Genomic DNA, 25132 nt, shown 5'->3' on the forward strand with positions numbered 1-25132 from the left:
TCATGACCGCAACGACGACTCCACAGGCGCCACCCGCCCGGCCGCTCGCCGGGCGGGCCCGAGCGCGCGGACGGCGGCAGGCCTCGGTCGGGTACCTCTTCGTGGCCCCGTTCCTGCTCGTGTTCATGGCGATGTTCCTCGTGCCGCTCGCCTACGCGGCCTACCTCAGCCTCTTCCGCGAGCAGCTCATCGGCGGCACCGTCTTCGTCGGCCTGGAGAACTACGTCCGGGCCTTCGGCGACGAGCAGCTCATCGAGGGCATCGGCCGGGTAGCGCTGTTCTTCGTCATCCAAGTGCCGATCATGCTCTCGATGGCGCTGTTCTTCGCGCTCGCGCTCGACAGCGGGCTGGTGCGCCTGTCCAAGGTCTTCCGACTGGGCTTCTTCATGCCGTACGCGGTGCCGAGCGTGGTCGCCGCGCTCATGTGGGGCTACCTGTACGGGCCCGATTTCGGGCCCATCGCGCAGCTGGCCGAGACGCTGGGAACGAGCGCGCCGAACTTCCTCGGCCCCGACCTCATGCTCGGCTCGCTGGCGAACATCGTGTTCTGGGAGTTCACCGGCTACAACATGGTCATCATGTACGCCGCGCTCCGCGCGATCCCCTCCGAGCTGTACGAGGCCGCGGCCGTCGACGGCGCCGGCCCCTGGCGGATCGCCTGGAACGTCAAGATCCCCTCGATCCGGCCGGCGCTCATGTTGTGCCTGGTCTTCTCCATCATCGGCTCCTTCCAGCTGTTCAACGAGCCGAGTCTGATGGACCAATTGGCGCCCAACGCGATCGACAGCGCCTACACGCCGAACCTGTACGCCTACAACCTGGCGTTCGTCGGGCGCGAGCTGAACTACGCCGCCGCGGTCTCCTTCATCCTCGGCCTGGTCATCTTCGTCGGCTCCTACGTGTTCATGTTCCTCACCACCCGCAGGAGCCGGTCATGAGCGCGACGACGACGGACCGACCGCTGAAGCCGCCGCGCGCCAAGGGAAGGCGCAGCAACCTCCTGACGCTGGGGATGCTCGCCGCGCTCATCTACTTCGTACTGCCGCTGTTCTGGCTCCTGGTGGCCTCCAGCAAGACCACCGGCGACCTGTTCTCGACCTTCGGGCTCTGGTTCGCCGACGACTTCTCGCTGTTCGCCAACATCGAGCGGACCGTCACCCACGACGGCGGCGTGTTCGTGCGGTGGCTGGGCAACACACTGCTGTACGCCGTCACCGCGGCCGGCGGCGGAGCGCTGCTGGCGGCACTGGGCGGCTACGGCTTCGCGAAGTACAAGTTCGCCGGCAACCGGCCGCTGTTCATGCTCGTGCTCGGCGCGATCATGGTGCCGATGACCGCCTTGGCGATCCCGACCTACCTCCTGTTCAGCGAGATCGGACTCGTGAACACGCCGTGGGCGATCATCCTGCCGTCGCTGGTCAACCCCTTCGGGCTGTACCTCATGCGGATCTACACCGAGAGCGCCGTCCCCGACAGCGTCATCGAGGCCGCCCGCATCGACGGCGCGAACGAGTTCCGGATCTTCTTCACCGTCGTGCTCAGACTGCTCACGCCCGGGTTCGTGACCGTCCTGCTGTTCACGCTGGTGCAGACCTGGAACAACTACTTCCTGCCGCTGATCATGCTCAACGACCCGCAGCTGTACCCGATCACGGTGGGACTGGCGCGCTGGCAGGGCCAGGCGTCGGCGTCCGGCGGCGCCAGCGGCGACCTCGTGCCGCTGGTGATCACCGGAGCACTGCTGTCCATCGTCCCGCTGATCCTCGCATTCCTGTTCCTGCAGCGCTACTGGCAGTCGGGACTGCTCACCGGCGGCGTCAAGCAGTGAACCCTCCAGCCGGGCCGGATGCCGAATCGAATGTATGGCTCGCAAGCTTCGCCGAGGAAGGCGAGGACGGCATCCGGCCCCCTCATCGAGAGCAGTAAGGAAACCACCGCCCATGCGCAACTGGCCGAGCCCGATCCTATTCGGGGCCGCTTACTACCACGAGTACCAGCCCTATGAGCGCCTGAAGACCGACCTCGATCTCATGGCGGAGGCCGGCTTCTCGGTGATCCGCGTCGGCGAATCGGTGTGGAGCACCTGGGAGCCAGAGAACGGCCGGTTCGACCTCGACTGGCTCCAACCGGTCCTCGACGGCGCGCACGAACGCGGCATCGGGGTCGTACTCGGCACACCCACGTACGCGGTCCCGCCGTGGCTGGCACGGCTCCACCCCGAGATCGCCGGCGAGCACCGGACCGGCCAGCGCATCGGATGGGGCGCCCGCCAAGAGGTCGACTACACGCACCCGGGCTTCAAGTTCCACGCCGAGCGGGTGATCCGCAAGATCCTCGGCCGCTACGCCGAGCACCCGTCGGTCATCGGCTTCCAGGTCGACAACGAGCCCGGGCTCCAGATCTTCCACAACGAGGGCGTGTTCCAGCGCTTCACCGACCACTTGCGGCACACCTACGGCGACGTCGAGACCCTCAACCGCGAATGGGGACTGGTGTACTGGTCGCACCGCCTGTCCACATGGGCCGACCTGTGGCGTCCCGACGGGAACGCGCAGCCCCAGTACGCGCTGGCGTGGCGGCGGTTCCAAGCCGAGTTGACCACCGAGTTCATCGGATGGCAGGCCGACATCGCGCGCGAGTACTCCAGGGACGGCCAGTTCGTCACGACCTGCATCTCCTACCCCAGGCCGGCGGTGGACGACCGGGCGCTGACCGAGCGGCTCGACATCACGGCCGGGAACCCGTACTACCGGATGCAGGACGCGCTGGCGCTGCCCCGCGGCGACGGCGCCGCCGCGGACTGGCGGACCGAGGGCACCTGGGCGCTGTACCACTCGGCCGACCGGATGTACTCCTCGCGGCAGGAGCCGTTCCTGGTGACCGAGACCAACGCGCAGGCGATCGGGGAGTCGTGGCGCAACGAGCCGGCCTTCGACGGGCAGTGGCGCCAGGCGGGCTGGGCGCTGGTCTCGCGCGGGGCGCGCATGGTCGAGTACTGGCACTGGCACACGCTCCATTTCGGCACCGAGACGTACTGGGGCGGCATCCTGCCGCACAGCCTCAAGCCCGGGCGCGCCTACGGCGAGCTGGCGCGGCTCGGCGCCGAGCTGCGCCGGGCCGGGGACGTGCTCGCCGACATGACGCCCGACGCCGACGTGGCGGTGCTCTACTCCAAGTCGAGCCAGTGGGGGCTCGCCTCGGAGCCGCACCTGGCGACCGAGGACGGCGGACCGGACCGCAAGTCGTACGAGTCGATCGTCGACCCGTTCTACCGGGGCGCCTTCGACGCCGGGCTCCAGACGCGGATCGTCCACGTCGAGCAGCTCGACGAGCCCGCGGCGGTGGCCGAGCGGTACCCGGTCCTGGTGGCGGCCGGGCTCTACGTCGCCGCGGACGAGACTCTGGACTGGCTCGCGGCGTACGCCGCGGCGGGCGGGCACCTCATCATCGGCCCGCGCACGGGCTACGGCGACGAGGAGTGCCGGGCGCGCACCGACGTCAAGCCCGCGCGGCTGGCGGAGGCGGCCGGGGTCTGGTACGACGAGTTCGCCACGCTCGCTTCGCGGATCGGCGTGCGGGCCCCGGAGGGCTCGCCGCTGGTAATGCCGGAGGACGCGGCGGCGACGCGGTGGGCCGACGGGCTGCGCCTCGACGGGGCCGAGGCGCTGGTGGAGTACGAGCACCCGCACTACGGGCAGTTCACGGCCGCCTCGACGAAGCCGCACGGCAGCGGGCGGATCACCTATGTCGGGACGGTGCCGAGCCCGGGTCTGGCGAAGGCCCTGTTCTCGTGGGTCGCTCCCCGGGACCGGTGGCGTCCGGCGAATCCGAGTGTGAGGTGCACCAGTGGGACGACCGGCGCGGGGCGGCGGGTGCGTTTCCTCCACAACTGGTCGTGGGAGGAGGCGTCGTTCGCACTGCCGTCGGCGGTGCACGATCCGCTGGGCGGGGCCGACTACGCGTCCGGCGAGTCGCTGCGGCTCGGCGCCTGGGATGTCCGGGTGCTCGTCGAGCCGTAGAAAATCCGTTGCGGCGGTTCACGCTCGGCTGGATACTCGCACGATGACCGTGATTCGACGCGAGACCGAGAACGACCTGGCGGCCGTCCACGCCGTGGAGGAGGCCGCCTTCGCCGCGGCCCCGCACGCCTCGGGGCACGAGGCGGACCTGGTGGACGCCCTGCGCGGCGGCGAGGACTGGGTGCCGCAGCTGTCGCTGGTGGCCGAGGTCGACGGGACGATCGCGGGCCACGTGGTCTGCACCTACGGCCGGATCGCCGGTGAGCGCGTGCTCGGGCTCGGCCCCATCGGGGTCGAGCCCGCACTGCACGGCAAGGGGATCGGTTCGGCGCTCATGCACGCCGTCATCGCCGCCGCCGACGCCCGGGACGAGCCGGCGATCGTGCTGCTGGGCGACCCGGCGTACTACGGCCGCTTCGGCTTCGTGCCGGCCGAGCGGCACGGCATCGTCCCGGTCGATCCGAACTGGGGTTCGTACTTCCAGGTGCGCACGCTCGCCAACTGGCGCGAGGCGCTGCGTGGCCGGTTCACCTATCCCAAGGCGTTCGAGGAGTTCGGCTGAGCCTGCTCAGACCGCTGCGGCGGCTTCGTCCTCGTCCGCCGCTCGCGGCAGTTCGCGCAGGTTCCGCAGTGGGGAGAGCAGCACCGGCACGAAGCTCAGGCAGCAGCCCGCGGCGGCGATCCACAGGGCCGTGCGCGTCCCGTAGGCCTCGCCGAGCGCACCGCCGATGAGCGAACCCACCGGCAGCGTCCCCCAGACGAGGAATCTGACGGTGGCGTTCATCCTGCCGAGCAAGCGGTCAGGCGTCAGCCGCTGTCTGAAGCTCACCTGGGTGACGTTGTAGACGACCGCTCCGACGCCGGCCGCGGTCATGCCCGCCGCGGCCGAGATCAGCGTCCAGTCGGGGTCGGCGGCGGGCATGAGCAGCATGCCCGGCGCGGTCGAAGCGAGCGAGACCCACAGCACCCGGCCCTCCCCGATCCATGCGGCGAGCCTGCGTGCCACGAGGGAACCGAGCAGGCCCCCCACCCCGAACGCGGCGAGCACCAGGCCGATCCGGCCGGGCGCGAGCCCGAGCTCGCGCGGCAGGAAGACCACCACCATCGCCATGAATCCGGCCGAGCAGAGGTTGAACCACCCTGTCGAGCAGATGATCGCGCGCAGGTGACGGTTGCCGAGCACGAACGACAGGCCCTCGCGGACTTCGGCGGTGAGCTTCGTGCCGTGCGCGATGTCGGGTTCGGGCTCCCTGCTGCGGACGCGCACCACGAACAGGGCGGAGGCGGCCATGGTGACGGCGTCCACGAGGAGCGCGAGGGGCGCCCCGAGCCATCCGATGAGCTGTCCGGCGAGTGCCGGGCCGCTCAGTTGGGCCGTCGAGCGGACCGTCTCGAGTTTGGCGTTGCCTTCAATCAGATTCGCCCGCCCGACGAGGTGGGGCAGATAGCTCTGGTAGGCGACGTCGAAGAAGACGGTGAACACGCCGCCGAGGAGCGCGACGACGTACAGGTGCCAGATGGTGAGGACGTCGGCCCACCAGGCCAGCGGCACGGTCAGCAGGAGGGCCGCTCGCGCGAGGTCGCAGTTGATGAGCACGTTGCGGCGGCGCATCCGGTCGACCCAGGCTCCGGCGGGCAGGCCGACGAGGAGGAAGGCGAGGGAGCTCGCCGCCGCGAGGACGCCGACCTCGAAGGCGCTCGCCTCGAGGGCGATGACGGCCACCAGCGGCAGCGCGAGCATGGTGATCTGCTGGCCGAACTGGCTCACGGTGGTGGAGAGGAACAGTCCTCGGAAATCGTGGTCGCGCAGGAGTCCGCCGCGTCGGGGTGCGGCTCGGGGCGGCGTTGGGGACGGATGCATGTGATTGAGTATTACCAATCAGTTGAATAATGTCAATCACTCGAGCCGTTACGATGAGTGCGTGGCAGACGAGAGCAACCAGCGTGACGAGAGGCAACTGGCCACCGAGGCGGAGGCGAAGGCGGTGGCCTCCGCGGTGCGGCTGCGCATCCTGCGGCTGTGCCTGGACGATCCGTTGACGAACAAGGAGATCGCGCAGCGGCTCGGCGCGAACCCGGCCACGGTGCTGCATCACGTGCGCAAACTCGTCGCCACCGGTTTCCTCGCGCCGCAACCGGAGCGGCTCGGCGCACGGGGCTCCCGGGAGATCCCGTACCTGGCGACGCGCAAGTCCTGGAAGCTGCGGCTGGGCGACGAGCACCGCTCCGGCCTGGCCGGGGCCATGCTCCAGGTGTTCCAGTCCGAAGTGGCGCAGGTGCCCGACCCCGCGCAGGTGGCCACGTCGAGGCTCGGACTGCGCCTGGACCGGGAGCAGTACGAGGAGGTCGAACGGCGCCTGCAGGCGCTGCTGTCCGAGTTCGCGAACCTGGAGCCGGGGCCGGACGCCAAGCCCTATTCGCTGTTCGTGGCGATCCACCCCGACGTGGGGCGGGACTGAGCGGGCGCCCGGTTCAGCTTCGGCGCTCGAGCATCCGCCGCACCTTCGCGCGCACCTCGGGCGTGTCCAGACCGCGGATCGTCAGGGTGGTGCGCCGCCGCAGCACGTCGTCGACGGTCTCGGCCCACTCGTGGTCGCGGGCATAGGCCACCTGCGCCCAGATCTCCGGCGCGTCCGGGTGGACCCGCTCGGCCAGTTCGGGGTACTCCCCCGCCAGTCTGGCGACGTCGAACGCGATCGAGCCGTAGTGCGTGGCGAGGTGCCTGGCGGTGTCCTCGCCCAGCCGAGGGACGGGCCTGCCGCCGTCGCTGAGCAAGCGGTGCTCGACGGCGTTCGGGTTGGCGACGCCCGGCAGCGGCAGTCGCCTGGGCAGCGCGGACAGCGGCTCCATCTCACTCCCGAGCGTGTATCCCGGCATGGCCGCGAGCTTGCTCATCACGGTCCGTCCGATGTGGCGGAACGTGGTCCACTTGCCGCCGGACACCGAGAGCATCCCGCCGCGGCCCTCGGTCACCACGGTCTCGCGCCTGGCCTTCGCGGTCTCGCCGGGACCGCCGGGCAGGACCCGGAGCCCGGCGAAGGCATAGGTGATGAGCTCGCGCCGCAGCTGCCGGTCGCGCACCGACCGGCTCGCCTCGTCGAGGATCTGCGCGGTATCGGCCTCGGTGACCGCGACGTCGGCGGGGTCACCGGTGTACTCCTCGTCGGTCGTCCCGAGCAGGAGCATGTCCTCCCACGGCAGCGCGAACGTGATGCGGTACTTGTCGATCGGGGTCGCCAGCGCGGCCCGCCACGCGGCGGTGCGTTTGAGGACCAGGTGCGCGCCCTTCGACAAGCGGATCGAGGGGGCGGCGCTCGGGTCCTCCATGCGGCGCAGGTGGTCGACCCACGGGCCGGTCGCGTTGAGCACCACACGCGCGTCGACGCCGAACTCGGTGCCGTCGACGCGGTCGCGCAGCTCGGCGCCGCTCACGCGCCCTGCGGTGCCGTGCATGCCCGAAAACCGCAGGCCCGTGACCTCGGCGTGGTTGAGGACGCTCGTGCCGGACTGGGCGGCGGCGCGGACGGTCATGAGCGCCATACGGGCGTCGTTCATCTGGCTGTCGCCGTATACGGCCACGGCCTTGAGCCCTTCGGTGCGCAGCTCGGGCACATCGGCCCGGGCCTTGGCCGGACTCATCAAGCGCCCGACGCCGTCGCCGAAACCGGACAGCGCCGAATAGGCGAACACGCCCGCGCCGAGCTTGGCCGCGCCGTGCGGCCCTCCCTTGTATACGGGCAGATGGAAGGTGAGCGGCTTGGCCAGGTGCGGAGCGACCGCGCGAGTGAGCGCGCGGCGCTCGAAGTGGTTCTCGGCCACCAGCCTCACCGCGCCGGTCTGGAGGTAGCGCAGTCCGCCGTGGAGGAGCTTCGAGGAGGCCGAGGAGGTGGCGCCGGCGAAGTCGCCGGCGTCGACCAGGGCCACCCGCAGCCCCGACTGGGCGGCGTGCCAGGCGGTGGAGATGCCCAGGATGCCGCCGCCGATCACCAGCAGATCGAAGGTGCCCTTCGAGAGCTGCTCGCGGCTCTCGGCACGGCTCGGATTCGCGTTGACGGACGCGAACGTGCCGTCGGCCGGGTGCGACCCGAGGCCCGGGACGCCCTGCAGGGTGGTCATGGTCGTGCTCCCTTATTCTTCGATCCAGCCCATGGTCCGTTCGACGGCCTTGAGCCAGTGGTGGTATTCGCTCTCGCGCAGTTCGGCGTCCATGTCGGGCGTCCACTCGGCGGCGCGGCGCCAGTTGCGGCGCAGGTCGTCGGTGCTGTTCCAGAATCCGACGGCCAACCCGGCGGCGTAGGCGGCGCCGAGGCAGGTCGTCTCGGCGACCATGGGGCGCACGACGGGCGCGTCGAGGACGTCGGCGAGGAACTGCATGAGCAGGTTGTTCGAGGTCATGCCGCCGTCGACCTTGAGCGCGGCGAGCTCCACGCCGGAGTCCTTGGTCATGGCGTCGGTGATCTCGCGGGTCTGCCAGGCGGTGGCCTCAAGGACCGCGCGGGCGATGTGCGCCTTGGTGACATACCTGGTGAGGCCGGCGATGACGCCGCGGGCGTCCGAACGCCAGTAGGGCGCGAACAGGCCCGAGAAGGCGGGCACGAAGTAGGCCCCGCCGTTGTCCTCCACGCTGGAGGCGAGGGTCTCGATCTCGGCGGCGGTGCTGATGAGTCCCATCTGGTCGCGCATCCACTGCACGAGCGATCCGGTGACGGCGATCGAGCCTTCGAGGGCGTAGACGGGCTCGTCCTCGCCGATCCGGTAGCCGACGGTCGTGACCAGGCCCGATTCCGAGTGGATGGGCTCGGCGCCGGTGTTCATGAGCATGAACGTGCCGGTGCCGTAGGTGGACTTGGCCTCGCCGGTGCTGAAGCAGGTCTGTCCGAACAGGGCGGCCTGCTGGTCGCCGAGCGCGGAGGCTACCGGGACGCCGCCGAGGAGCTGGCCGAGTGTGCCGCCCTTGACCTCGCCGTAGACCTCGGAAGAGGAGCGGATCTCGGGGAGCACCTGCATCGGCACGCCGATGGCGGCGGCGATCTCCTCGTTCCACTTCAGGTCGGACAGGTTCATCATGAGGGTGCGCGAGGCGTTGGTGACGTCGGTGACGTGCACGCCGCCGTCGACCCCGCCGGTGAGGTTCCAGACGACCCAGGAGTCCATGGTGCCGAACAGCAGCTCGCCGGCCTCGGCGCGCTCCCGCAGGCCGTCGACGTTGTCGAGCAGCCAGGCGATCTTGGGTCCGGCGAAGTAGGCCGCCAGCGGCAGGCCGGTCTCGCGGCGGAACCGGTCCTGGCCGACGTCGCCGCCGAGCTCCTTGCACTTGGTGTCGGTGCGGGTGTCCTGCCAGACGATGGCGTTGTGGACGGGTTCTCCGGTGTGCTTGTCCCACAGCATGGTGGTCTCGCGCTGATTGGTGATGCCGATGGCGAGGATGTCCTCGCGGACGACCCTGGCCTTGACCATCGCGCCGGCGACGACCTCTTGGACGTTGTTCCAGATCTCGGCGGCGTCGTGCTCGACCCAGCCGGGTCTGGGGAAGATCTGGGCGTGCTCCTTCTGGTCGACGGCGACGATGCGGCCGTCGCGGTCGAAGATGATGCAGCGGCTGGAGGTGGTGCCCTGGTCGATGGCCGCGATGAACGGTCCCGCGGTGTGTGCGTCGGTCATGGTGCGCTCCTGAACGTCGTTGTCGAGGCGGTCGGTGTCGGTCTTGGTCTCATTGCTCATCCGAAGGCAACGTTATAGAGGCCGCCGGCGAGGACGGCGCCGAGCAGCGGGCCCGCGATCGGCACCCAGGCGTAGCCCCAGTCCGAGCCGCCCTTGCCTCTGATCGGCAGGAGCGCGTGGACGATGCGCGGCCCGAGGTCGCGCGCGGGGTTGATGGCGTAGCCGGTGGGACCGCCGAGGGACAGGCCGATGCCGACGACCACGAGCGCGGTGATGAGGACGCCGAGGGTTCCCAGGCCGTTGCCGTTGTCGTTGAGCCCCTGGGTGAGGATGGCGATCACCAGGACGAAGGTCGCGATGGTCTCGGTGGCGACGTTCTGGGCGGGGTTGCGGACCTCGGGCGCGGTGGAGAAGATGCCGAGGAGCGGTCCGGCCTGCTGGGCCACGGCCTCGGCCGTGGCCTGGGCGCCCGGTCCGGACTGGAGCGAGAGCTCGGCCATGTGCGCCTGGAACTGGCCGTAGTAGACGAGCCAGACGAGGAGGGCGCCGAACATCGCGCCGACGAGCTCGGAGGCGAGGTAGACGGGGACGTCAGACCAGGGGATGCCGCCCTCGACCGCGAGGCCGACGGTGACCGCGGGGTTGAGGTGGGCGCCGGAGACGCCGGCGGCGATGTAGGCGGCGGTGAGGACGCCGAGGCCCCACCCGAGGGTGATGGCGACCCAGCCGGCGTGCTGGGCCTTGGACCGCTTCAGGGTGACGGCGGCGCAGACGCCGCCGCCCAGCAGGATCAGCACGGCGGTACCGATGACCTCGCCGATGATGATGTCGGAAGTGGACACCCGAGACTCCTTTGTCCGTGGTCGAGGGAGGTTCGGAACGGTCCGCGATCCTCGCCCTCGACGGAAGGGCGGTATCGGCCGATGGACGCGCCGAACGCTACATCCGATAGTTGTTCGACATTGTCGACCGACGTACGGAAGTGTCCTACGCAGCTCTCGTGGAGTCAAGTTCTATGTGACGAACAACACAGAACAAAACGGACATTCAGAAGCGCTGGGCCGCAGGCATGTGCAGTGACTCCGGCTGCCGAGCGGCGGCTCGGGCGTCAGAACGGGCCGGAACCGAGGTCTCGCGAGACCGACCGGGCGCAGTCGCGGACGGCCGCGACGAGCTCGGCGCGCAGCGCTCCTTCGCGGCAGACCCGCTCGACCGCGCCGGTGATGCCGAGGGCCCCGACCGCGAGGCGGTGCCGGTCGAAGATCGGGGCCGCGACCGCGGCCACGCCCTCCCAGGTCTCCTCGAAGTCGGTGGCATAGCCCTGCGCACGAGTCGTCTCGACCTCCCGCTCGACGTCCTCGAGCTCGGTCACCGTCCTGGCGGTGAACGGCTCGCGCTTGACCTCGGCCAGTTCGCTGCGCGCCACCGGGTCGTAGGCGCCCAGGACCTTGCCCAGGGCCGTCGAGTGCAGTGGCTGCATGGCCCCGACCTCGAGGACCTGGCGGCTGTCGTCGGGCCGGAAGACGTGATGGACGATGAGGACGCCTTGCTGGTGGAGCACGCCGAGGTAGACCGCCTCGCCGCTGGAGCGGGCCAGGTCGTCGGTCCACACCAGGGCCCGGGCGCGCAGCTCGTGGACGTCGAGGTAGGTGGTGCCCAGGCGCAGCAGCTCGGCGCCGAGCTGGTATCGGCCCGAGGCGGCGTCCTGCTCGACGAAGCCCTCGTGCTGGAGGGTGCGCAGGATGCCGTGGGCGGTGGCCTTGGCCAGGCCGAGCGCGGAGGCGATGTCGGAGAGGCCGAGCCGGCGCTCGCCCCCGGCGAGCAGCCGCAGCATCGCGGCCGCGCGTTCGAGCGACTGGATGTTCTTCGGCATCGCAGCGCCTCCGTTCGTAGATCGTCCGCGTTCGACAATGCTAAACACGATTGGCCGTCGCCGACCAGCGGTCCGCGGCAAGGGGCCCGCCTCCGGGCCGACGGCGGGCGTCGCCGCCCGGGCAGGCGGCACCGCTACAAGGAGATCATTCGTCGCGGGTCCGCCTCGCGCGACCCCTCCGTCCGGGCAGGGAAGGCCGAGGTCCCGACCACGGTCGGGACCTCGGGCTCGAGCGCGGAGGATCAGCGTCCGTAGCGGCCCTTGAGATGGCGCCACCAGTCGCGCAGCATCCACTGGTCGAATTCGGTGATGGTGCTCGACGAGCCGGCCTTCATGATGAAACAGCACTGGCCGGTCGGCGTCCAGTCGTAGAAGTCGTCCAGTCCGAAGGTGTGCCCGAGCTCGTGCAGGTAGATCGTGATCTGGGCCGAGCCGAGCGAATCGGTGAAGTACTCCTGGCCCATGCGCTGGCCCCAGTCGCCGCCTGCGCCGCCGCCCATGCCCTGCGTGAGCCAGAGGCTCTGGTCGTAATGGTGCTCATAGCCGCCCGGACAGTTCGGGTAGTTCCCGTCCTGGTGGAAGAATCGGCCGCAGTCCTCGGAACACTGCGGGGCGTCCTCGCGGATGTCGCCGATGTAGAGGTCGACCGAATCGTCGCTCCATTGGAGCAGGTCGCGGTCGTAGGCCGCCCAGCCGACGACCTCGACCTCGATCTGGTCGAACGGCCAGTCGCTCCAGCCGGCCATCTGGTCGAACCAGAGCTGGTACTGCTCTTGCAGCTTGGCCTCGATGCCGTCGCGCAGGGTGGCCGAGACCGGGTTGTGGGAATCCCAGCGCACGCAGTAGTTGATCTTGCCGCCGGTCGCCATGACCTGGTCCCAGCCGAAGTTGCGGAAGTCGAGGTTGTAGGTGTCCTCGACGTGCGCCCAGACCTCGTTCAGCGGCTGGATGAGGTGAGCGGGCGGGTTCCATTCGTTCTGGTTCCCGCCGCCGCCCGGGTCGGTCGGCTCCTCGGAGGGGACCTCGGTCGGCGGGTCGGTCGGCACGGGTTCGGTCTCGCCCGTGCATGCGACATCGTTGAGCGTGAAGGCCTCCGGCGCCGCATTGCCGGAGGCCGCGTCGAAGGTGCCGGTGAATCCGAAGCTCACCACGCCGTGGTTCGCGAGCTGTCGGTTGTAGCCCACGCCGGCGGCGTCGACGTGCGCGCCGGACTGCTCGACGCGGGCGCTCCAAGCGCTCTGCACGCGCTGCCCGGCCGGGAAGTCCCATTCGAGCTCCCAGCCGTCCAACGGGTCGCCGAGGTTGGTGATGACGACGTCGGCGTTGAAGCCTCCGGGCCATTCGGCCGTCACCTGGTAGTCCACTTCGCATCCGGCCTCGTCGGCCGATGCGGCGGTCATGCCGACGGCGCCCGCGCCGAGCGCTATCGCAGCGGCCGACGCTGCCGCGATCAGGCCGCGCCGCCGGTGCCGTTCCATAGGGAGTGCCGGTCCCATGGTCGATCCCCTCTCGTGAGTGAGCGGTCACATACTTATATTGACCACCGTCGATTGTTGGCACCAGGGTAAGCCCGTGCCCGGACACAATGACCAGAACATCATCGGCCGGACACGGCGGCATCTATGCCTCGGGCGGCGGTCCCACCGGTGGGAACGGGACCTCGGCCAGGACCGGGATGAGCGTCGCCTCCTCGTAGTCGAGATGGGCGGTCAACTCGGCGGCCATGCGGTCGAGCCGCTCGGCGAAGGCGGCCGGGTCGGCCGAACCGATGTCGGCCAGCAGGGCCGCGATGTCGGCCTGGAGTCGCGCGACCGTCCGGTGCTCCTCGCGGAGCCGCCCGATGGCCCCCTTCAGGTGCGGGTGCCGGCCTTCGAGCGCGGGGAACATGTGGTCTTCGCTGGTGTGGTGGAACTCCACGGACTGGCAGAATGCCAGGCAGTGCTGCCGGATCTGGAGCCCCAGGCCCGGCTTCGGGGTCTCGCCGGCGGCGAGCGCGGCGAAGTGGGCGTCGGTCTCGGCGCGTACCTGGCGCAGCTGGTGCCGCAGCCAGGTGTGGATCTCCAGCAGCTTGTCGGCGAAGCTGCGCACCTCGGCCGGGCCCTCCCCCGCCTCGGGCTCGACGCGGTCGAGGGCCACGATGGCGCCGTCGGCTGAGGGGACGGCGACGGCCCCGTAGGTCTGGTCGCCGATCGCGACGCTCACCATCGGAGCGGCGAGGACGTCGTGGAGCCAGTCCGGTTCCGAGCGCGCGTCGACGACCGGGCGGCCGTCTTGGGTGGTGTAGAGGAGCGCGACGGTGCACTCCTGGCGGGTGTCGGGGTCGGTGGTGGTCAGTTCGAGGACGTTGGAAGGCCGCATGTGATGCTGTGATGCTCCGTGGTTTAAGGAATCCGCCGGTTCGGCGGCGGTCGGCAGGTGCGCGGCATGGCGCGGAAGCCATCATGGAGACCCAAGGGGTCCATTGAGGATGGCGGGATCAGAGCCGTCGCGGGCAGCGCGGAGCGGTGCCGGGAACGGGAGACGGTGCGCGGAGCGCTTGCGTCAGGCGGAGAGTGTGGAGTGGAACCTCATGACACGACCCTTCGATGTACGGTGCTCGCCCGACTGCCGACCGGCCTCGAAGTCTCTTGGTCGGCGCCACGTGGCACGGAGACCATTAGAACATCCGGCCGGCGGACCGTGCAAGGGCCTACGTCGGGCAGCGTCGGGCGGCGCGGTAGGTTCGCGGATGACCGCGCCAAGCGATGAGGGGGACCGAGATGATCAGTACGCCAGTGCGTTTCGAGGTGTTCGACGACCGGTTCGACGTCGGCGGGGACGACTACCTCGAATGCCTGTTCTCCGCGGGCCGGTGGACCGAGGGGCCGGTCTACGTGCCCTCGGGCCGCTACCTGCTGTTCAGCGACATCCCGAACGACCGGATGATGCGCTGGGACGAGACGGACGGCTCGGTCAGCGTCTTCCGCTCCCCCGCCCGCTACGCCAACGGCCACACGCTCGACCGGCAGGGCCGCCTGGTCTCGTGCGAGCAGGGCGAGCGGCGCGTGACCCGTACCGAGCTGGACGGCTCGATCACGGTCCTGGCCGACCGCTGGAACGGCAAGCGGTTCAACAGCCCCAACGACGTCGTCGTCGCCTCCGACGATTCGGTCTGGTTCACCGACCCGCCGTACGGCATCCTCAGCGACTACGAGGGGCACCAGGCCGAGCCGGAGATCGACGGATGCCACGTCTACCGGATCGACCCCGGCACCGGTGAGGCGGAGCGCGTCGCCGACGACTTCGTGCGCCCCAACGGGCTCGCCTTCTCCCCTGACGAGCGGCGCCTCTACATCGCCGACACCAGGCGCGGGCACATCCGCGTCTTCAGCGTCGACGGCGGCAAGCTCAGCGGCGGCGAGGTGTTCGTCGAGTCGCCCGGCGGGAACTTCGACGGGCTGCGCCTCGACACCGCCGGGCGCGTATGGGCGGCCGCTTCGGACGTGTGGTGCTTCGCCGCCGACGGGGCACTGCTGGCGAAGCTGCCGATCCCCCAGCCGGCCGTCTCCAATCTCGTCTTCGGCGGACCCAAGCGCAACCGGCTGTTCGTGACCGCGACGAACTCGGTGTACTCGATGCTGCTGAACACCAACGGCGCCTGGAGCCTGTGACCGGATCGTTCCGCATCCGGCCTCGATGATGCCTGTCGGCCGGGCCCGGGCGGCGACAGGATTGGGGCATGAGAACAGCGCTCCTCGTCATCGACGTCCAAGAGTCCTTCCGTCAGCGCCCCAATTGGGCGGCCGTGTCCAATCCCGAGATCGTCGCCCAGGTGAACCGCCTGGTGGACCACGCCAGGAGCGTCGGCGACCTGGTGGTGTGGGTGCTCCACTCCGAGCCGGGCTCGGCCGACGTCTTCGACCCGGATCAGGGCTTCGTGCGCTACATCGACGGGCTGAAGCCCGAGCCGGGCGAGCCGGAACTCACCAAGACCTCGCACAACGCGTTCACCACCACGAACCTGCACCAGATCCTCACCATGGAGGGCATCGGCGAGGTGCTCATCAGCGGCATCCGCACCGAGCAGTGCTGCGAGACCTCCGCGCGGGTCGCCTCGGATCTGGGCTTCGAGGTGACGTTCGTGACCGACGCGACCGCGACGCACCCGATCGAGCACCGCGACGCCGAGCCCGGACGGGACCTGGAGGCGGTCCTCGCCGATCCGCGCACGCTCGGCACGGACGAGGTCATCGCCCGCACCGAGTACGCGCTCGCGGGCCGGTTCGCCGCGATCCGTACCGTTGACGAGGTCACCGCCGCCTGACCGGATCGGGAGGTCTCACATGACCCGCGTCGTCTTCCTGCTCGTGCCCCGAGTCCACCTGCTGGACCTGGCCGGACCGGCGCAGGTGTTCTCGACCGCGTGCGACCTCGGGCTCGGCTTCGAGCTGCACTACGTCTCGGACCGCGAGGAGGTGCCGAGCGCGCAGGGCCTCACGGTCCGGGCCGCGACCGAGTGGCCCGAGCTCGGCGCGCGGGACCTGGTGTTCGTCCCCGGCTGGCGCTCGCCGCTCAATGCGAGGCCACCGCGGCTCGCCGAGGCGGACGCGGCGAGGCTAGTGGCGCACCACGAGCGGGGCGGCACGGTCGCGAGCGTCTGCTCCGGTGCTTTCGCACTGGGGCAGGCGGGCCTGCTCGAGGGCAGGCGCTGCACGACCCACCACGAGCTCCAGGACGAGCTGGCGCGGCGGTACCCGACCGCGTCGGTCATGCGCGACCGGCTGTACATCTCCGACGGCCGCGTCGTGACCTCGGCGGGCATCGCCAGCGGCATCGACCTGGCGCTGCATCTGGTGGCGGCGCGGCGCGGACCGGCGGTGGCGGCCAAGATCGCCCGCAACATGGTCGTGTACGCGCGCCGCAATGGGGACGCCTCGCAGGACAGCGCGATGCTGCGGCACCGCTCGCACTTGTCCGATGTGGTGCACCGGGTGCAGGACGTCATCGATGTGCGGTTCCGCGAGCCGCTGCGGCTCGCGAGTCTGGCGGCCGACGCCGGCGTCAGCGAGCGCACGCTGACGCGGCTGTTCGTGGCGGCCACCGGGATGACGCCGCTGCGCTACCAGTCGTTGCTGCGGTTGGAGCGGGCCGAGCACCTGATCGGGCGGGGCGAGACCGCGGAGGCGGCGTCCCGGGCGGTGGGCTTCGCGGACGCGAGGATGCTCCGCAGGCTCCGGGCGCACCCGCGCGCCCAGAAGAAACTCGAAGCGGTCGGCGAGCCGCACTCCTAGCTCTTCAGTGTTACTCGGAAGTCTACGAATGCTTGAATACCGAATCATCGCCATTTCTCAAGATCATTTTTCGTCGGTCGGATCATGGGCATTCCTGCGGTAATCGATTTCCATTTGAATTATGGCGAATTGATTGATTCGCTCTCGCCCGATCAGGGGACTGACAGACATATCCGCTGTTGGTAGCGTTCGGACGAGACACACTCCGCCTCAATGGACCTCCATATTCTTCAAGGCATTAGCTCTATGAAGTTCATTGAATAATCGGCTAAGAGAAAGCCCTTGCCCCCATGAGCAACAGTGATCCCACGCCCCCATTCGGCGACACCTACCCGATTCCTCGGCAACCCTTCCACGACGGCGAAAAACGTTGGTACACCCGCTGGTGGATGATCGTCGTCTACAGCGTGTCGAGCACGTTCCTCATACTCTGCGTGTTCGGACTGATTCTCGACGCCTCGGGATACGAGCCCGACGACCGGACGACGGCGTCCCCTTCCCCGGTCGCCGAGACCACCGAAGCGGCCGCTCCGACAGCCGATGCCACGACGCCGACCACCGAAGCGACGACGACCGAACCCAGCCGCGAAGCGTCCGAGGAGCCAGAGCCAGAGCCAGAGCCGGAACCGGAGCCCGAAGCAGAACCGGAACCCGAGCCGGATCCCACGACGGCGTCGCGGACCGAGGACGACGAGTCCTCCGTCTACTACAAGAACTGCGATGCGGCACGCGCCGCCGGCGCCGCACCGGTCTACGCCGGCGAACCCGGATACGGCCGGCATCTGGACCGCGACGGGGACGGCGTCGGCTGCGAGTCATGAGGCTCAGCGGAAGTCGCGGGAGCCGACCGTCGGGGTGTCGAGGTTCAGGGCGATGAGCTTGTCGGCGATGAGGTTCGGCATGCTGCCCTCGATGGCGTCGGCCGCGTGCTCGACGGTGCCCCTGATGCGCAGGGCCTTCGATCCGGTGGCGACCGGCCGCCAGCGCGCCCACAGCCCTTGGGAGCACACGATGTTGCCAATACCGGTCTCGTCCTCCAGGCTCAGGAAGGTCACCCCGCGCGCGGTCGGGGGCCGCTGGCGGTGCGTCACCACCCCGGCGACCTCGACGCGGGTGCCGTTCGGCACCGTGGGGAGCCGGTCGATGGGGATGACGCCCTCGGTGGTGAGGGCCTCGCGCACGAATTCGACCGGGTGGGTCTCGGTCGACAGGCCCAGCCCCGCGTAGTCGGCGCGGGCCAGCTCGGTCCTGCTCATGCCCGGCAGGGCCGGGGCCTCGGCGGCCGGGCCGGTGCCGGCGATCATGTCGGGGTGCTCGCGCACCATCCCGGCCGCCCACAGTGCTCTGCGGCGGTCGGGTTCGAGGCTGTCCAGGACCCCGGCCAGCGCGAGCGTCTCCAACTGCCCCTTGCCGAGCCGCGCCCGGCGGGCCAGGTCGGGCAGGTCGCGGTAGGGGCCGTCGACGCGCGCGGCGACGATGCGGTCGGCGACCTCGCCGCTGAGGCCCTTGACGCTGTCGAAGCCGAGCCGGATCGTCGCGGTCCCCAGCACCGGGAACGCCGGTGCCGGGTCGGGCTCGACCAGGGACGCCACCTGCACGCTGGCGTTGACCTCGGGCGGCAGGACGGCGATGCCGTGGCGCTTCGCGTCGGCGATGAGGCTGGCCGGCGAGTAGAACCCCATCGGCTGGCTCGCCAGCAGCCCGGCGTAGAACGCGGCCGGGTAGTGGCACTTGAGCCAGGCCGAGGAGTAGACGAGGTGGGCGAAGCTCGCGGCGTGCGATTCGGGGAAGCCGAAGTCGGCGAAGCTCTTGAGCTGCTCGTAGATCCGGTCGGCGTCCTCGCCGGCGACCCCGTTCTTCGCCATGCCCTCGTAGAGGCGTTCGCGCAGCCGCTCCATGCGCTCGGTCGACCGCTTGGCGCCCATGGCGCGGCGCAGCTGGTCGGCCTCGCCGCCGTCGAACCCGGCGGCGTCGATGGCGATGCGCATGAGCTGCTCCTGGAACAGCGGCACCCCGTAGGTCTTCTCGAGTGCGGGGTGGAGGATCTCGGGGACCTTGTCGCGCCAGGGTTCGCCTCGGCGGCGGCGCAGGTACGGGTGGACCGCGCCGCCTTGGATGGGGCCGGGGCGGATGAGCGCGACCTCGGCGACGAGGTCGGCGAACTTCTCGGGCCGCAGGCGCGGCAGGGTCGACATCTGGGCGCGCGACTCCACTTGGAACACGCCCACGGTGTCGGCGTGCTGGAGCATGTCGTAGACGTCCTCGTCCTCGGGCTCGAGCTTCGCGAGGTCGACTTCGGCGCCGTGGGCGTCGGCGATGAGGTCGACCATCCGGTGCAGGGCCTCGAGCATGCCGAGACCCAGCAGGTCGAACTTCACCAGTCCGGCGTCGGCGCAGGCCTCCTTGTCCCACTGGACTACGGTGCGGTCGGCCATGCGGGCCGGCTCGACGGGGACGATCTCGGAGACGGGCTGCTCGGTGAGCACCATGCCGCCGGGGTGGATGCCCAGGTGCTGGGGCAGGTCGGCCAGTTCGGCGGCGAGGCTCTGGATCTCGGCGGGGATCCCCTCGGTCTCGTCGGGGTCGAGCCCGTGCCAGTGGTGCAGCCGCTTCGACCAGGCCACGGCCTGCTCGTGGGCGTGCCCCAGGGCCTTCGCGGCGTCGCGGACCGCGCTGCGGGGCCGGTAGGTGATGACGTTGGCCACCAGCGCGGCCCGCTGGCGGGTGTACTTCCCGTAGACGTACTGGATGACCTCTTCGCGGCGGCCGGACTCGATGTCGATGTCGATGTCGGGCGGCCCGTCGCGTTCGGCCGACAGGAACCGCTCGAACAGCAGCCCGAAGCCGACGGGGTCCACATTGGTGATGCCGAGGGCGTAGCAGACGGCGCTGTTGGCGGCCGATCCCCTGCCCTGGCAGAAGATGTCGCGTTCGCCGCAGAACTTGACGATGTCGGCGACGATGAGGAAGTACCCGGCGAAGCCGAGGTCGCGGATGACGCGCAGTTCGTACTCCAGCTGCCGCCAGGCGCCGGGCACCCGTTCCTCCTCGCGCGGGCCGTAGCGTTCCCGTGCGCCCTCGATGATCAGCTTGGCCAGGTGGGAGAAGTCGTCGTAGCCGACCGGGTTGGGGAAGCGGGGCAGGCGCGGGGCGAGGAGCTTGAGGTCGAAGGCGATCTCCTCGGCGAAGCGGGCGGCGTTGTCGACCGCTTCGGGAACGTCGGCGAAGCGCAGCCGCATCTCCTCGGGGCTGCGGAGGTGCGCGGCCGCGGCGGCGGGGAGCCAGGGGTCGATCTGATCGAGCGGGCGCCGCGAGCGGGTGGCGGCCAGCGCGGCGGCGACCCTGGCGCGGGTCGGGGACGCGTAGTGGACGTTGTTGGTGGCGACGACGGGTACGCGGCAGCGGCCGGCGATCGCGGCGAGGGCGTCGATCCGCTCGGTGTCGCCGGGCAGGTCGTGGCAGGTGAGTTCGACGGCGACGTTGCCGGGGCCGAACCATTCGGTCAGCTCGCGCAGCCGCCGCTCGGCGGCTTCGGTGCCGCCGGCGTCGAGCGCGGCGTTGAGGGCGCCCTTGCGGCAGCCGGTCAGGACCATCCAGTGCCCTCCGGCGTGGTCGGCGAGCCGCTTGATCTCGTAGCGGGGCAGGTCCTTCTCCTTGGTGTCGAGCTTCGCCTCGGTGATGGCCCGGGAGAGCCGCCGGTAGCCGACGGGGTTGCGGGCGAGCACCACCAGGTGCTCCCCCGCCGGATCGGCTTGGCCGCGCCGGGGCTTGGCCATGCCGAGGTTGAGTTCGGCGCCGAAGACGGTGGGCAGGCCGAGCCCGCCTGCGGCGGTGGCCAGTTCGGAGACGCCGTAGAGGCCGTCGTGGTCGGTGACGGCCAGGCCGCTCAGTCCGAGGCGGGCGGCCTCGTCGGCCAGGGCGGCCGGGGAGTCGGCGCCGTCGGCGAAGCTGAAGTGGGAGTGGCAGTGCAGCTCGGCGTACTCAGTCATACCAGCCGGCCACCTTCCATCGCCGGTTTTCGAGGTAGAGGAGGGCGGCGCGGCCGTCGGCGAGTTCGACTTGGAGTCGTGCGTAGCGGCGGGCGCCCTCGTTCCACCAGCGTTCGGTCACCGGCCAGGGCCCGGCCCAGGCGATGACGGGGATCCGCTTGCCGCTGAGGGAGACCAGGGCCGGGGTGGCGGACATGGCGCCGCGCGCGGCGACCGAGACGGGCGTGCCGTCGGCGGCGAGCACCTTGACGTCCTCGCCGGTGCCGGCGAGGGCCGGCGGCGGGTCGGGCAGAGTGCCGGGCCACGGGCCGGTCCGGCGCGCGGCGATCTTGCCGCCCCAGGTGTCGAGTTCGCAGCGTTCGGCCAGGTCGCGGCCGTCGGTTTCGACGGCGATGCGGACATTGTCGGGCCCGAGCAGGCCTTGGGCGTGGCGGAGCGCGGCCTCGGCGCGGACGGTGGCGGCGTCCTTGAACTCCCACAGGCCCTTCCCCGCCTCGACCAGGCCGAGCAGCCCGCCTGGAGTGAGTTCGATGGCGGCGAGGGCGTCGCTACCGCCGTCTGTCAGCCAGCCTTCGAGCTGCCAGCGGACGCGGCGGGCCAGTTCGACGGCGGGAGCGGAGGGGTCGAGCTGCCAGGTGCGTTCGCGGGCGAGGCCGCGGACGGTGTGGGCGGTGACGGCGACGCGGGTGCAGGTGAGGTTGCGCCGCCCCAAGGTCTCCAGGAGCCGTTCGGCGAGCGGACGGGCGGCGAAGGCGGCCTGTTCGACGGTCTCGTAGGGTTCTTCGGCGTCGATGCGGACGGCCAGTTCGGGTTCGGGCTGCCGGATGGCGAGCGGGCGGGCCAGTTCCCCGGCGGCGAGCGCTTGGGCCTGGCGCGCCCGGGCGCCGAACCGTTCGGCCACGGCGGCGCCGGGGAGGGCCGTGAAGGCGCCGAGCGTGTCGATGCCCAGGTGGCGGAGCGTCTCGGTGGTCTCCTCGTCGACCAGGCCGGTCATCTGGAGGTCGGCGATGTCGAAGGGGGCGAGGAACGCGGCGTCGCCGCCGGGCCGGACGATGCGGCCCGAGCGGGCGGCGAGCAGGGCCGCGAACAGGCCGTCGGCGACGCCGGTGAGGCAGTCCTGGTCGACCAGACCGGTGACGGTGTCGATGAGTCGTTCGCAGAATTCGGCCTCGTCGCCGATGCGTTTGCGCAGCGGCATGGCGACGAGGCCGGGTTCGAGCACCTCGATGTGCGGCGTGACCAGGTCGAGGGCGTCCAGGACCGGTTCGAAGGCCGCGGCGTCCTCGGACTTCCAGTCGGGGAGCCTCGCCACGGCGACGCGTGCGGAGCCGTAAGGCTGCTCGGCTCCTGCGGTGCGGATCATGGCCGGCCTCCGCGCAGGTCGACGACGTTGTCGGGGTTCTGGCCGCCGTAGGGCCAGATGCGGGCGCGGTGGGCACCGCCGGTGCGCCAGCGGGCGGCCACGTCGAGCTCGCAGGCGTCGAGGCGGCCGGCCCCGTAGCGGCGCCCGGTGTTCGAGCGCAGGCCCTTCCAGTGGGCGCGGGCGACCTCGAGCCGGGCGTCGGCGCCGGGCACGGGCCTGGTCTCCCACCACACGATGGCGGTGCCGCCGCGGCGGGCGCGGGCGGCCAGGCGGCGTGTCTGTTTCGGTTCGAAGGCGGCGCTGGGCACGACCAGGGCGGCGACGCCTCCGGCCAGCGCGCCCGCGGCGTCGGCGACGCGCGGCCCGTCGGCCTCGACCAGGGCGAGCCGTTCGAGGTCGACCCCGGCCGCGCGGGCGGCCAGGGGATAGACGTGGGGCAGGCCGACGACGGCGCACCAGGCCCCGGCCTGGGTGGGGCCCGCGAGGAGCCGCCACAGCAGCGAGGTCGCCCCGACCCGCGATGCCGTGAGGGTGGTCATAGTCGCGAGGCCGCCGTAGGGCAGGAGCGTGGAAATGTCGGGGGTGACCGGGAGGATGTGCCGGGAGGACTCCAGGGGAGCGCGCACGGCCGGCTTGAGTTCGCCGGCGAGCCGCAGCCCGAATTCGGCAGCCAACGCTGCCGGAACACCGTTCACCACCACTACCCCCGTAATATGTCGAACGTGTGTATGGGTTCAACATACCGAACTGCGGCGATGACGCAAGATCAAACATGTGTTTGATATATCTCGGAGTCGGGCCTCGGATCAGAGCGGCACACTCAGCCCCACCATGAATACGAGCAGCGGGCATATACCACCACGAATTCACATGAAAAGGACGACAGCGGTACGATCCCGCAAGGACCGACTGAGTGTCGACATTGTCGATTCATGGCTCTCAAGCACCAATAAGACCGAAAAAATTCTCCACAACATTGACAACAGGCGAAGATTTACATCATTCTGTTGGTTACTCGGGACCGAGCCTCCACTGCCACGGGACAGCAGACGGAGCCCGAACCTTCCATGGCGAAGCTTGCGAGCCATACATTTGCCCGGCCCGGAACCGAACGCGAAGTAGGGACACCCCCATGAGAACCAGACCGATGAAGCGGCTCGTCGCGGCCGGAGCCGCGCTGGCCCTGTCCGCCGGCGTCCTCGCCGCCACGTCGACGCAGGCGGTCGCTCAAGACGAGGACACCGACAGTCTCCTCGTGGCCACCGATCAAGAGGTCGACACCTTCAACCCCTTCAAGGCCCGCTACGTCATCACCTACAACACCAACATGATGACGTACGACACTCTCATTAGGACAGGAGCCGACGACTACGAGCCCGTGCCCGGACTGGCGACCGAATGGGAGGAGAGCGCCGACGGCCTGACGTGGACGTTCACCATCCGCGAGGGCGTCGAATGGTCCGACGGCGAGCCGCTGACGGCCGGGGACGTGGCCTACACCTACAACCTCCTCATCGAGAACCAGGCCATCCACGAGTGGAACATCGACCTCGCCGGCAACTTCGCCCGAGCCGAGGCCCCCGACGACACCACGTTCGTGCTCACGCTCAACGAGGCGGCCCCCGCCGAGGTCCTCAACGCGGGGATCTTCATCGTGCCCGAGCACGTCTGGGAGACCTACCCGGACCCGTCGGCCGACACCGCGAACGACCAGTTGCCACTGGTCGGGTCCGGCCCCTTCCAGGTCAGCGAGTACCGCACGGACGAGTTCATCCGCCTGAGCGCCAACGAGAACTACTGGGGCGGCGCCCCCGGCTTCGACGAGGTCGTCTACGACTACTACAGCGAGCCCGACGCCGCCGTCGCCGCCCTGGAGGCCGGCGAGGTCGACATCGTCAACGGGCTCAACCCCGCCCAGGCCGAGGCCCTCGAAGGCCAGGAGCACGTCACCGTCAACAACGCCCAGGGCCGCCGGTTCGTGTCGCTCACCCTCAACCACGGCGCGGCGACCGTCGAGCGCGAGCCGTACGGCGACGGCCACCCCGCGCTGCGCGACCCGGTGGTGCGCCAGGCGATGCACACCGCGATCGACAAACAGGAGCTGGTGGACACCGTCCTGGACGGCAACGGCGACCCTGCCGTGTCGATCATTCCCGCGATCTTCGACCACTGGCACTGGGACGGCGGCGACGCACTGGTCCAGTTCGACATCGACGAGGCCAACCGGATGCTCGACGAGGCGGGCTATGAGCGCGGCGAGGACGGCATCCGCACCATGCCCGACAGCGACGACAAGCTCAGCTTCCGCTTCTACCACCACGCCGACAACACCGACTACGCCACCGTGGTCCAGTTCGTGAGCGAATGGTGGGAGCAGATCGGACTGGAGATCACCCCCGAGCCGATCGAGCAGGGCTCGCTCAACGACCTGGTCTACCTCGGCGAGTACGACATCGCGTTCTCCGGCTGGGGCGTCGGCCCCAACCCGACCGAGCAGCTGGCCATGCACACCTGCGCCGTCCTGCCCACCACGACCGACGGCAGCGAGCGCTCGCACGAGAACTTCTACTGCAACGAGGACTACGACGCCCTCCACGAGCGGCAGAAGGTCGAGTCCGACCCCGAGGCCAGGGCCGACCTGGTCAAACAGCAGCAGCAGATGCTGTACGAGGACGCCCCCGTCATCTGGCTCTACTACCAGAACGTCCTGGAGGCGTACAACCACGACAAGGTGGACGGCCTCCGGACGCAGCCCGCCGAAGGCGGGATGATCACCGGCCAGCAGGGCTTCCTGTGGGCCTACCACTCGGCCACCCCGGTCGGGGAGAGCGAGGACGGCGGCGTCTCGACCGGCGTTCTGGTCGCGGCGGGAGCCGTCCTGGTGGTCCTGATCGCCGGAGGCGTCTTCTTCTTCATACGGCGCAAGAGCACCGCCGACGAACGAGAGTGACACGCCT

At 70.1% G+C, this 25132-nt stretch carries 20 protein-coding genes; 10 read left to right on the plus strand and 10 right to left on the minus strand.

Annotation, left to right across the window (positions count from 1 at the left end):
* Positions 1–2: 2 nt before the first annotated feature.
* The 4 genes from ACYVK3_RS21440 (at position 3) to ACYVK3_RS21455 (ending at position 4581) form a co-directional block, all read left to right on the plus strand.
* Positions 3–938, plus strand: coding sequence for a carbohydrate ABC transporter permease (locus ACYVK3_RS21440; RefSeq protein ID WP_460499388.1), 936 nt, complete (start codon positions 3–5; stop codon positions 936–938).
* The gene (locus ACYVK3_RS21445; RefSeq protein ID WP_460499389.1) at positions 935–1828 is read left to right on the plus strand and encodes a carbohydrate ABC transporter permease; all 894 of its coding nucleotides are present in this window, start codon (positions 935–937) and stop codon (positions 1826–1828) included. The genes ACYVK3_RS21440 and ACYVK3_RS21445 overlap by 4 nt, the downstream gene beginning before the upstream one ends.
* A gap of 112 nt (positions 1829–1940) precedes the next feature.
* A complete protein-coding gene (locus ACYVK3_RS21450; protein ID WP_460499390.1) occupies positions 1941–4019 on the plus strand; it encodes a beta-galactosidase in 2079 nt (692 codons plus the stop codon).
* A 43-nt stretch (positions 4020–4062) separates the two neighbouring features.
* Positions 4063–4581: a GNAT family N-acetyltransferase gene (locus ACYVK3_RS21455; protein WP_460499391.1), complete on the plus strand. Its 519-nt coding sequence runs from the start codon at positions 4063–4065 to the stop codon at positions 4579–4581.
* A 6-nt stretch (positions 4582–4587) separates the two neighbouring features.
* Here ACYVK3_RS21455 and ACYVK3_RS21460 read toward each other — a convergent pair whose 3' ends face one another.
* A complete protein-coding gene (locus tag ACYVK3_RS21460) occupies positions 4588–5880 on the minus strand; it encodes an MFS transporter (RefSeq protein WP_460499392.1) in 1293 nt (430 codons plus the stop codon).
* A gap of 61 nt (positions 5881–5941) precedes the next feature.
* Between ACYVK3_RS21460 and ACYVK3_RS21465 the strand changes: the two genes are divergently transcribed.
* On the plus strand, positions 5942–6478 hold the full coding sequence (locus ACYVK3_RS21465) for an ArsR/SmtB family transcription factor (protein WP_460499393.1): 537 nt from the start codon (positions 5942–5944) through the stop codon (positions 6476–6478).
* A gap of 13 nt (positions 6479–6491) precedes the next feature.
* Here ACYVK3_RS21465 and ACYVK3_RS21470 read toward each other — a convergent pair whose 3' ends face one another.
* From ACYVK3_RS21470 to ACYVK3_RS21495, 6 genes are all read right to left on the minus strand, one after another.
* Positions 6492–8135, minus strand: coding sequence for a glycerol-3-phosphate dehydrogenase/oxidase (locus tag ACYVK3_RS21470; RefSeq protein ID WP_460499394.1), 1644 nt, complete (start codon positions 8133–8135; stop codon positions 6492–6494).
* A gap of 12 nt (positions 8136–8147) precedes the next feature.
* Positions 8148–9680 carry a glycerol kinase GlpK gene (glpK, locus tag ACYVK3_RS21475; RefSeq protein WP_460499435.1) on the minus strand — a complete coding sequence of 511 codons (1533 nt, stop codon included), beginning with the start codon at positions 9678–9680 and terminating at the stop codon, positions 8148–8150.
* A gap of 56 nt (positions 9681–9736) precedes the next feature.
* Complete coding sequence (locus tag ACYVK3_RS21480; RefSeq protein ID WP_460499395.1) at positions 9737–10522, minus strand: MIP/aquaporin family protein; 786 nt, start codon at positions 10520–10522, stop codon at positions 9737–9739.
* Between the two features lie 266 nt (positions 10523–10788).
* Positions 10789–11553 carry an IclR family transcriptional regulator gene (locus tag ACYVK3_RS21485; protein ID WP_460499396.1) on the minus strand — a complete coding sequence of 255 codons (765 nt, stop codon included), beginning with the start codon at positions 11551–11553 and terminating at the stop codon, positions 10789–10791.
* 242 nt (positions 11554–11795) lie between these two features.
* Positions 11796–13049 (minus strand): cellulose-binding domain-containing protein, encoded by a 1254-nt coding sequence (locus tag ACYVK3_RS21490; protein WP_460499397.1) that lies wholly within the window; start codon positions 13047–13049, stop codon positions 11796–11798.
* 124 nt (positions 13050–13173) lie between these two features.
* Positions 13174–13911, minus strand: a complete 738-nt coding sequence (locus ACYVK3_RS21495; protein ID WP_460499398.1) for a hemerythrin domain-containing protein — start codon at positions 13909–13911, stop codon at positions 13174–13176.
* A 401-nt stretch (positions 13912–14312) separates the two neighbouring features.
* Here ACYVK3_RS21495 and ACYVK3_RS21500 point away from each other — a divergent pair, with 401 nt between their 5' ends.
* The 4 genes from ACYVK3_RS21500 to ACYVK3_RS21515 all read left to right on the plus strand — a co-directional run bounded on the left by ACYVK3_RS21500 (position 14313) and on the right by ACYVK3_RS21515 (position 17644).
* Positions 14313–15203 (plus strand): SMP-30/gluconolactonase/LRE family protein, encoded by an 891-nt coding sequence (locus ACYVK3_RS21500; RefSeq protein WP_460499399.1) that lies wholly within the window; start codon positions 14313–14315, stop codon positions 15201–15203.
* Positions 15204–15271: 68 nt separating this feature from the next.
* On the plus strand, positions 15272–15856 hold the full coding sequence (locus ACYVK3_RS21505; protein ID WP_460499400.1) for a cysteine hydrolase family protein: 585 nt from the start codon (positions 15272–15274) through the stop codon (positions 15854–15856).
* Between the two features lie 19 nt (positions 15857–15875).
* Positions 15876–16823, plus strand: a complete 948-nt coding sequence (locus ACYVK3_RS21510; RefSeq protein WP_460499401.1) for a GlxA family transcriptional regulator — start codon at positions 15876–15878, stop codon at positions 16821–16823.
* A 290-nt stretch (positions 16824–17113) separates the two neighbouring features.
* Positions 17114–17644, plus strand: a complete 531-nt coding sequence (locus tag ACYVK3_RS21515) for an excalibur calcium-binding domain-containing protein (RefSeq protein WP_460499402.1) — start codon at positions 17114–17116, stop codon at positions 17642–17644.
* A gap of 3 nt (positions 17645–17647) precedes the next feature.
* On the opposite strand, the gene ACYVK3_RS21520 is transcribed toward ACYVK3_RS21515, so the two are convergent.
* The 3 genes from ACYVK3_RS21520 to ACYVK3_RS21530 are packed head-to-tail and all read right to left on the minus strand — an operon-like array spanning position 17648 to position 22849.
* Positions 17648–20812, minus strand: a complete 3165-nt coding sequence (locus ACYVK3_RS21520; protein ID WP_460499403.1) for an error-prone DNA polymerase — start codon at positions 20810–20812, stop codon at positions 17648–17650.
* A complete protein-coding gene (locus ACYVK3_RS21525; RefSeq protein ID WP_460499404.1) occupies positions 20805–22175 on the minus strand; it encodes a DNA polymerase Y family protein in 1371 nt (456 codons plus the stop codon). The genes ACYVK3_RS21520 and ACYVK3_RS21525 overlap by 8 nt, the downstream gene beginning before the upstream one ends.
* Positions 22172–22849 carry a hypothetical protein gene (locus ACYVK3_RS21530; RefSeq protein ID WP_460499405.1) on the minus strand — a complete coding sequence of 226 codons (678 nt, stop codon included), beginning with the start codon at positions 22847–22849 and terminating at the stop codon, positions 22172–22174. The genes ACYVK3_RS21525 and ACYVK3_RS21530 overlap by 4 nt, the downstream gene beginning before the upstream one ends.
* A 458-nt stretch (positions 22850–23307) precedes the next feature.
* Between ACYVK3_RS21530 and ACYVK3_RS21535 the strand changes: the two genes are divergently transcribed.
* Positions 23308–25125, plus strand: coding sequence for an ABC transporter substrate-binding protein (locus ACYVK3_RS21535; protein ID WP_460499406.1), 1818 nt, complete (start codon positions 23308–23310; stop codon positions 25123–25125).
* The last annotated feature ends 7 nt before the right edge of the window (positions 25126–25132 follow it).

This window comes from Glycomyces tarimensis (genome assembly GCF_054776215.1).

Bases quoted from the DNA above. Each gene is read 5' to 3' on its own strand.
- ACYVK3_RS21490 (WP_460499397.1), bottom strand. From the start codon at position 13,049: ATGGGACCGGCACTCCCTATGGAACGGCACCGGCGGCGCGGCCTGATC.
- ACYVK3_RS21455 (WP_460499391.1), top strand. From the start codon at position 4,063: ATGACCGTGATTCGACGCGAGACCGAGAACGACCTGGCGGCCGTCCAC.
- ACYVK3_RS21515 (WP_460499402.1), top strand. From the start codon at position 17,114: ATGAGCAACAGTGATCCCACGCCCCCATTCGGCGACACCTACCCGATT.
- ACYVK3_RS21500 (WP_460499399.1), top strand. From the start codon at position 14,313: ATGATCAGTACGCCAGTGCGTTTCGAGGTGTTCGACGACCGGTTCGAC.
- ACYVK3_RS21450 (WP_460499390.1), top strand. From the start codon at position 1,941: ATGCGCAACTGGCCGAGCCCGATCCTATTCGGGGCCGCTTACTACCAC.
- ACYVK3_RS21470 (WP_460499394.1), bottom strand. From the start codon at position 8,135: ATGACCACCCTGCAGGGCGTCCCGGGCCTCGGGTCGCACCCGGCCGAC.
- ACYVK3_RS21485 (WP_460499396.1), bottom strand. From the start codon at position 11,553: ATGCCGAAGAACATCCAGTCGCTCGAACGCGCGGCCGCGATGCTGCGG.
- ACYVK3_RS21510 (WP_460499401.1), top strand. From the start codon at position 15,876: ATGACCCGCGTCGTCTTCCTGCTCGTGCCCCGAGTCCACCTGCTGGAC.
- ACYVK3_RS21520 (WP_460499403.1), bottom strand. From the start codon at position 20,812: ATGACTGAGTACGCCGAGCTGCACTGCCACTCCCACTTCAGCTTCGCC.
- ACYVK3_RS21535 (WP_460499406.1), top strand. From the start codon at position 23,308: ATGAGAACCAGACCGATGAAGCGGCTCGTCGCGGCCGGAGCCGCGCTG.
- glpK (WP_460499435.1), bottom strand. From the start codon at position 9,680: ATGACCGACGCACACACCGCGGGACCGTTCATCGCGGCCATCGACCAG.
- ACYVK3_RS21460 (WP_460499392.1), bottom strand. From the start codon at position 5,880: ATGCATCCGTCCCCAACGCCGCCCCGAGCCGCACCCCGACGCGGCGGA.
- ACYVK3_RS21445 (WP_460499389.1), top strand. From the start codon at position 935: ATGAGCGCGACGACGACGGACCGACCGCTGAAGCCGCCGCGCGCCAAG.
- ACYVK3_RS21495 (WP_460499398.1), bottom strand. From the start codon at position 13,911: ATGCGGCCTTCCAACGTCCTCGAACTGACCACCACCGACCCCGACACC.
- ACYVK3_RS21440 (WP_460499388.1), top strand. From the start codon at position 3: ATGACCGCAACGACGACTCCACAGGCGCCACCCGCCCGGCCGCTCGCC.
- ACYVK3_RS21505 (WP_460499400.1), top strand. From the start codon at position 15,272: ATGAGAACAGCGCTCCTCGTCATCGACGTCCAAGAGTCCTTCCGTCAG.
- ACYVK3_RS21525 (WP_460499404.1), bottom strand. From the start codon at position 22,175: ATGATCCGCACCGCAGGAGCCGAGCAGCCTTACGGCTCCGCACGCGTC.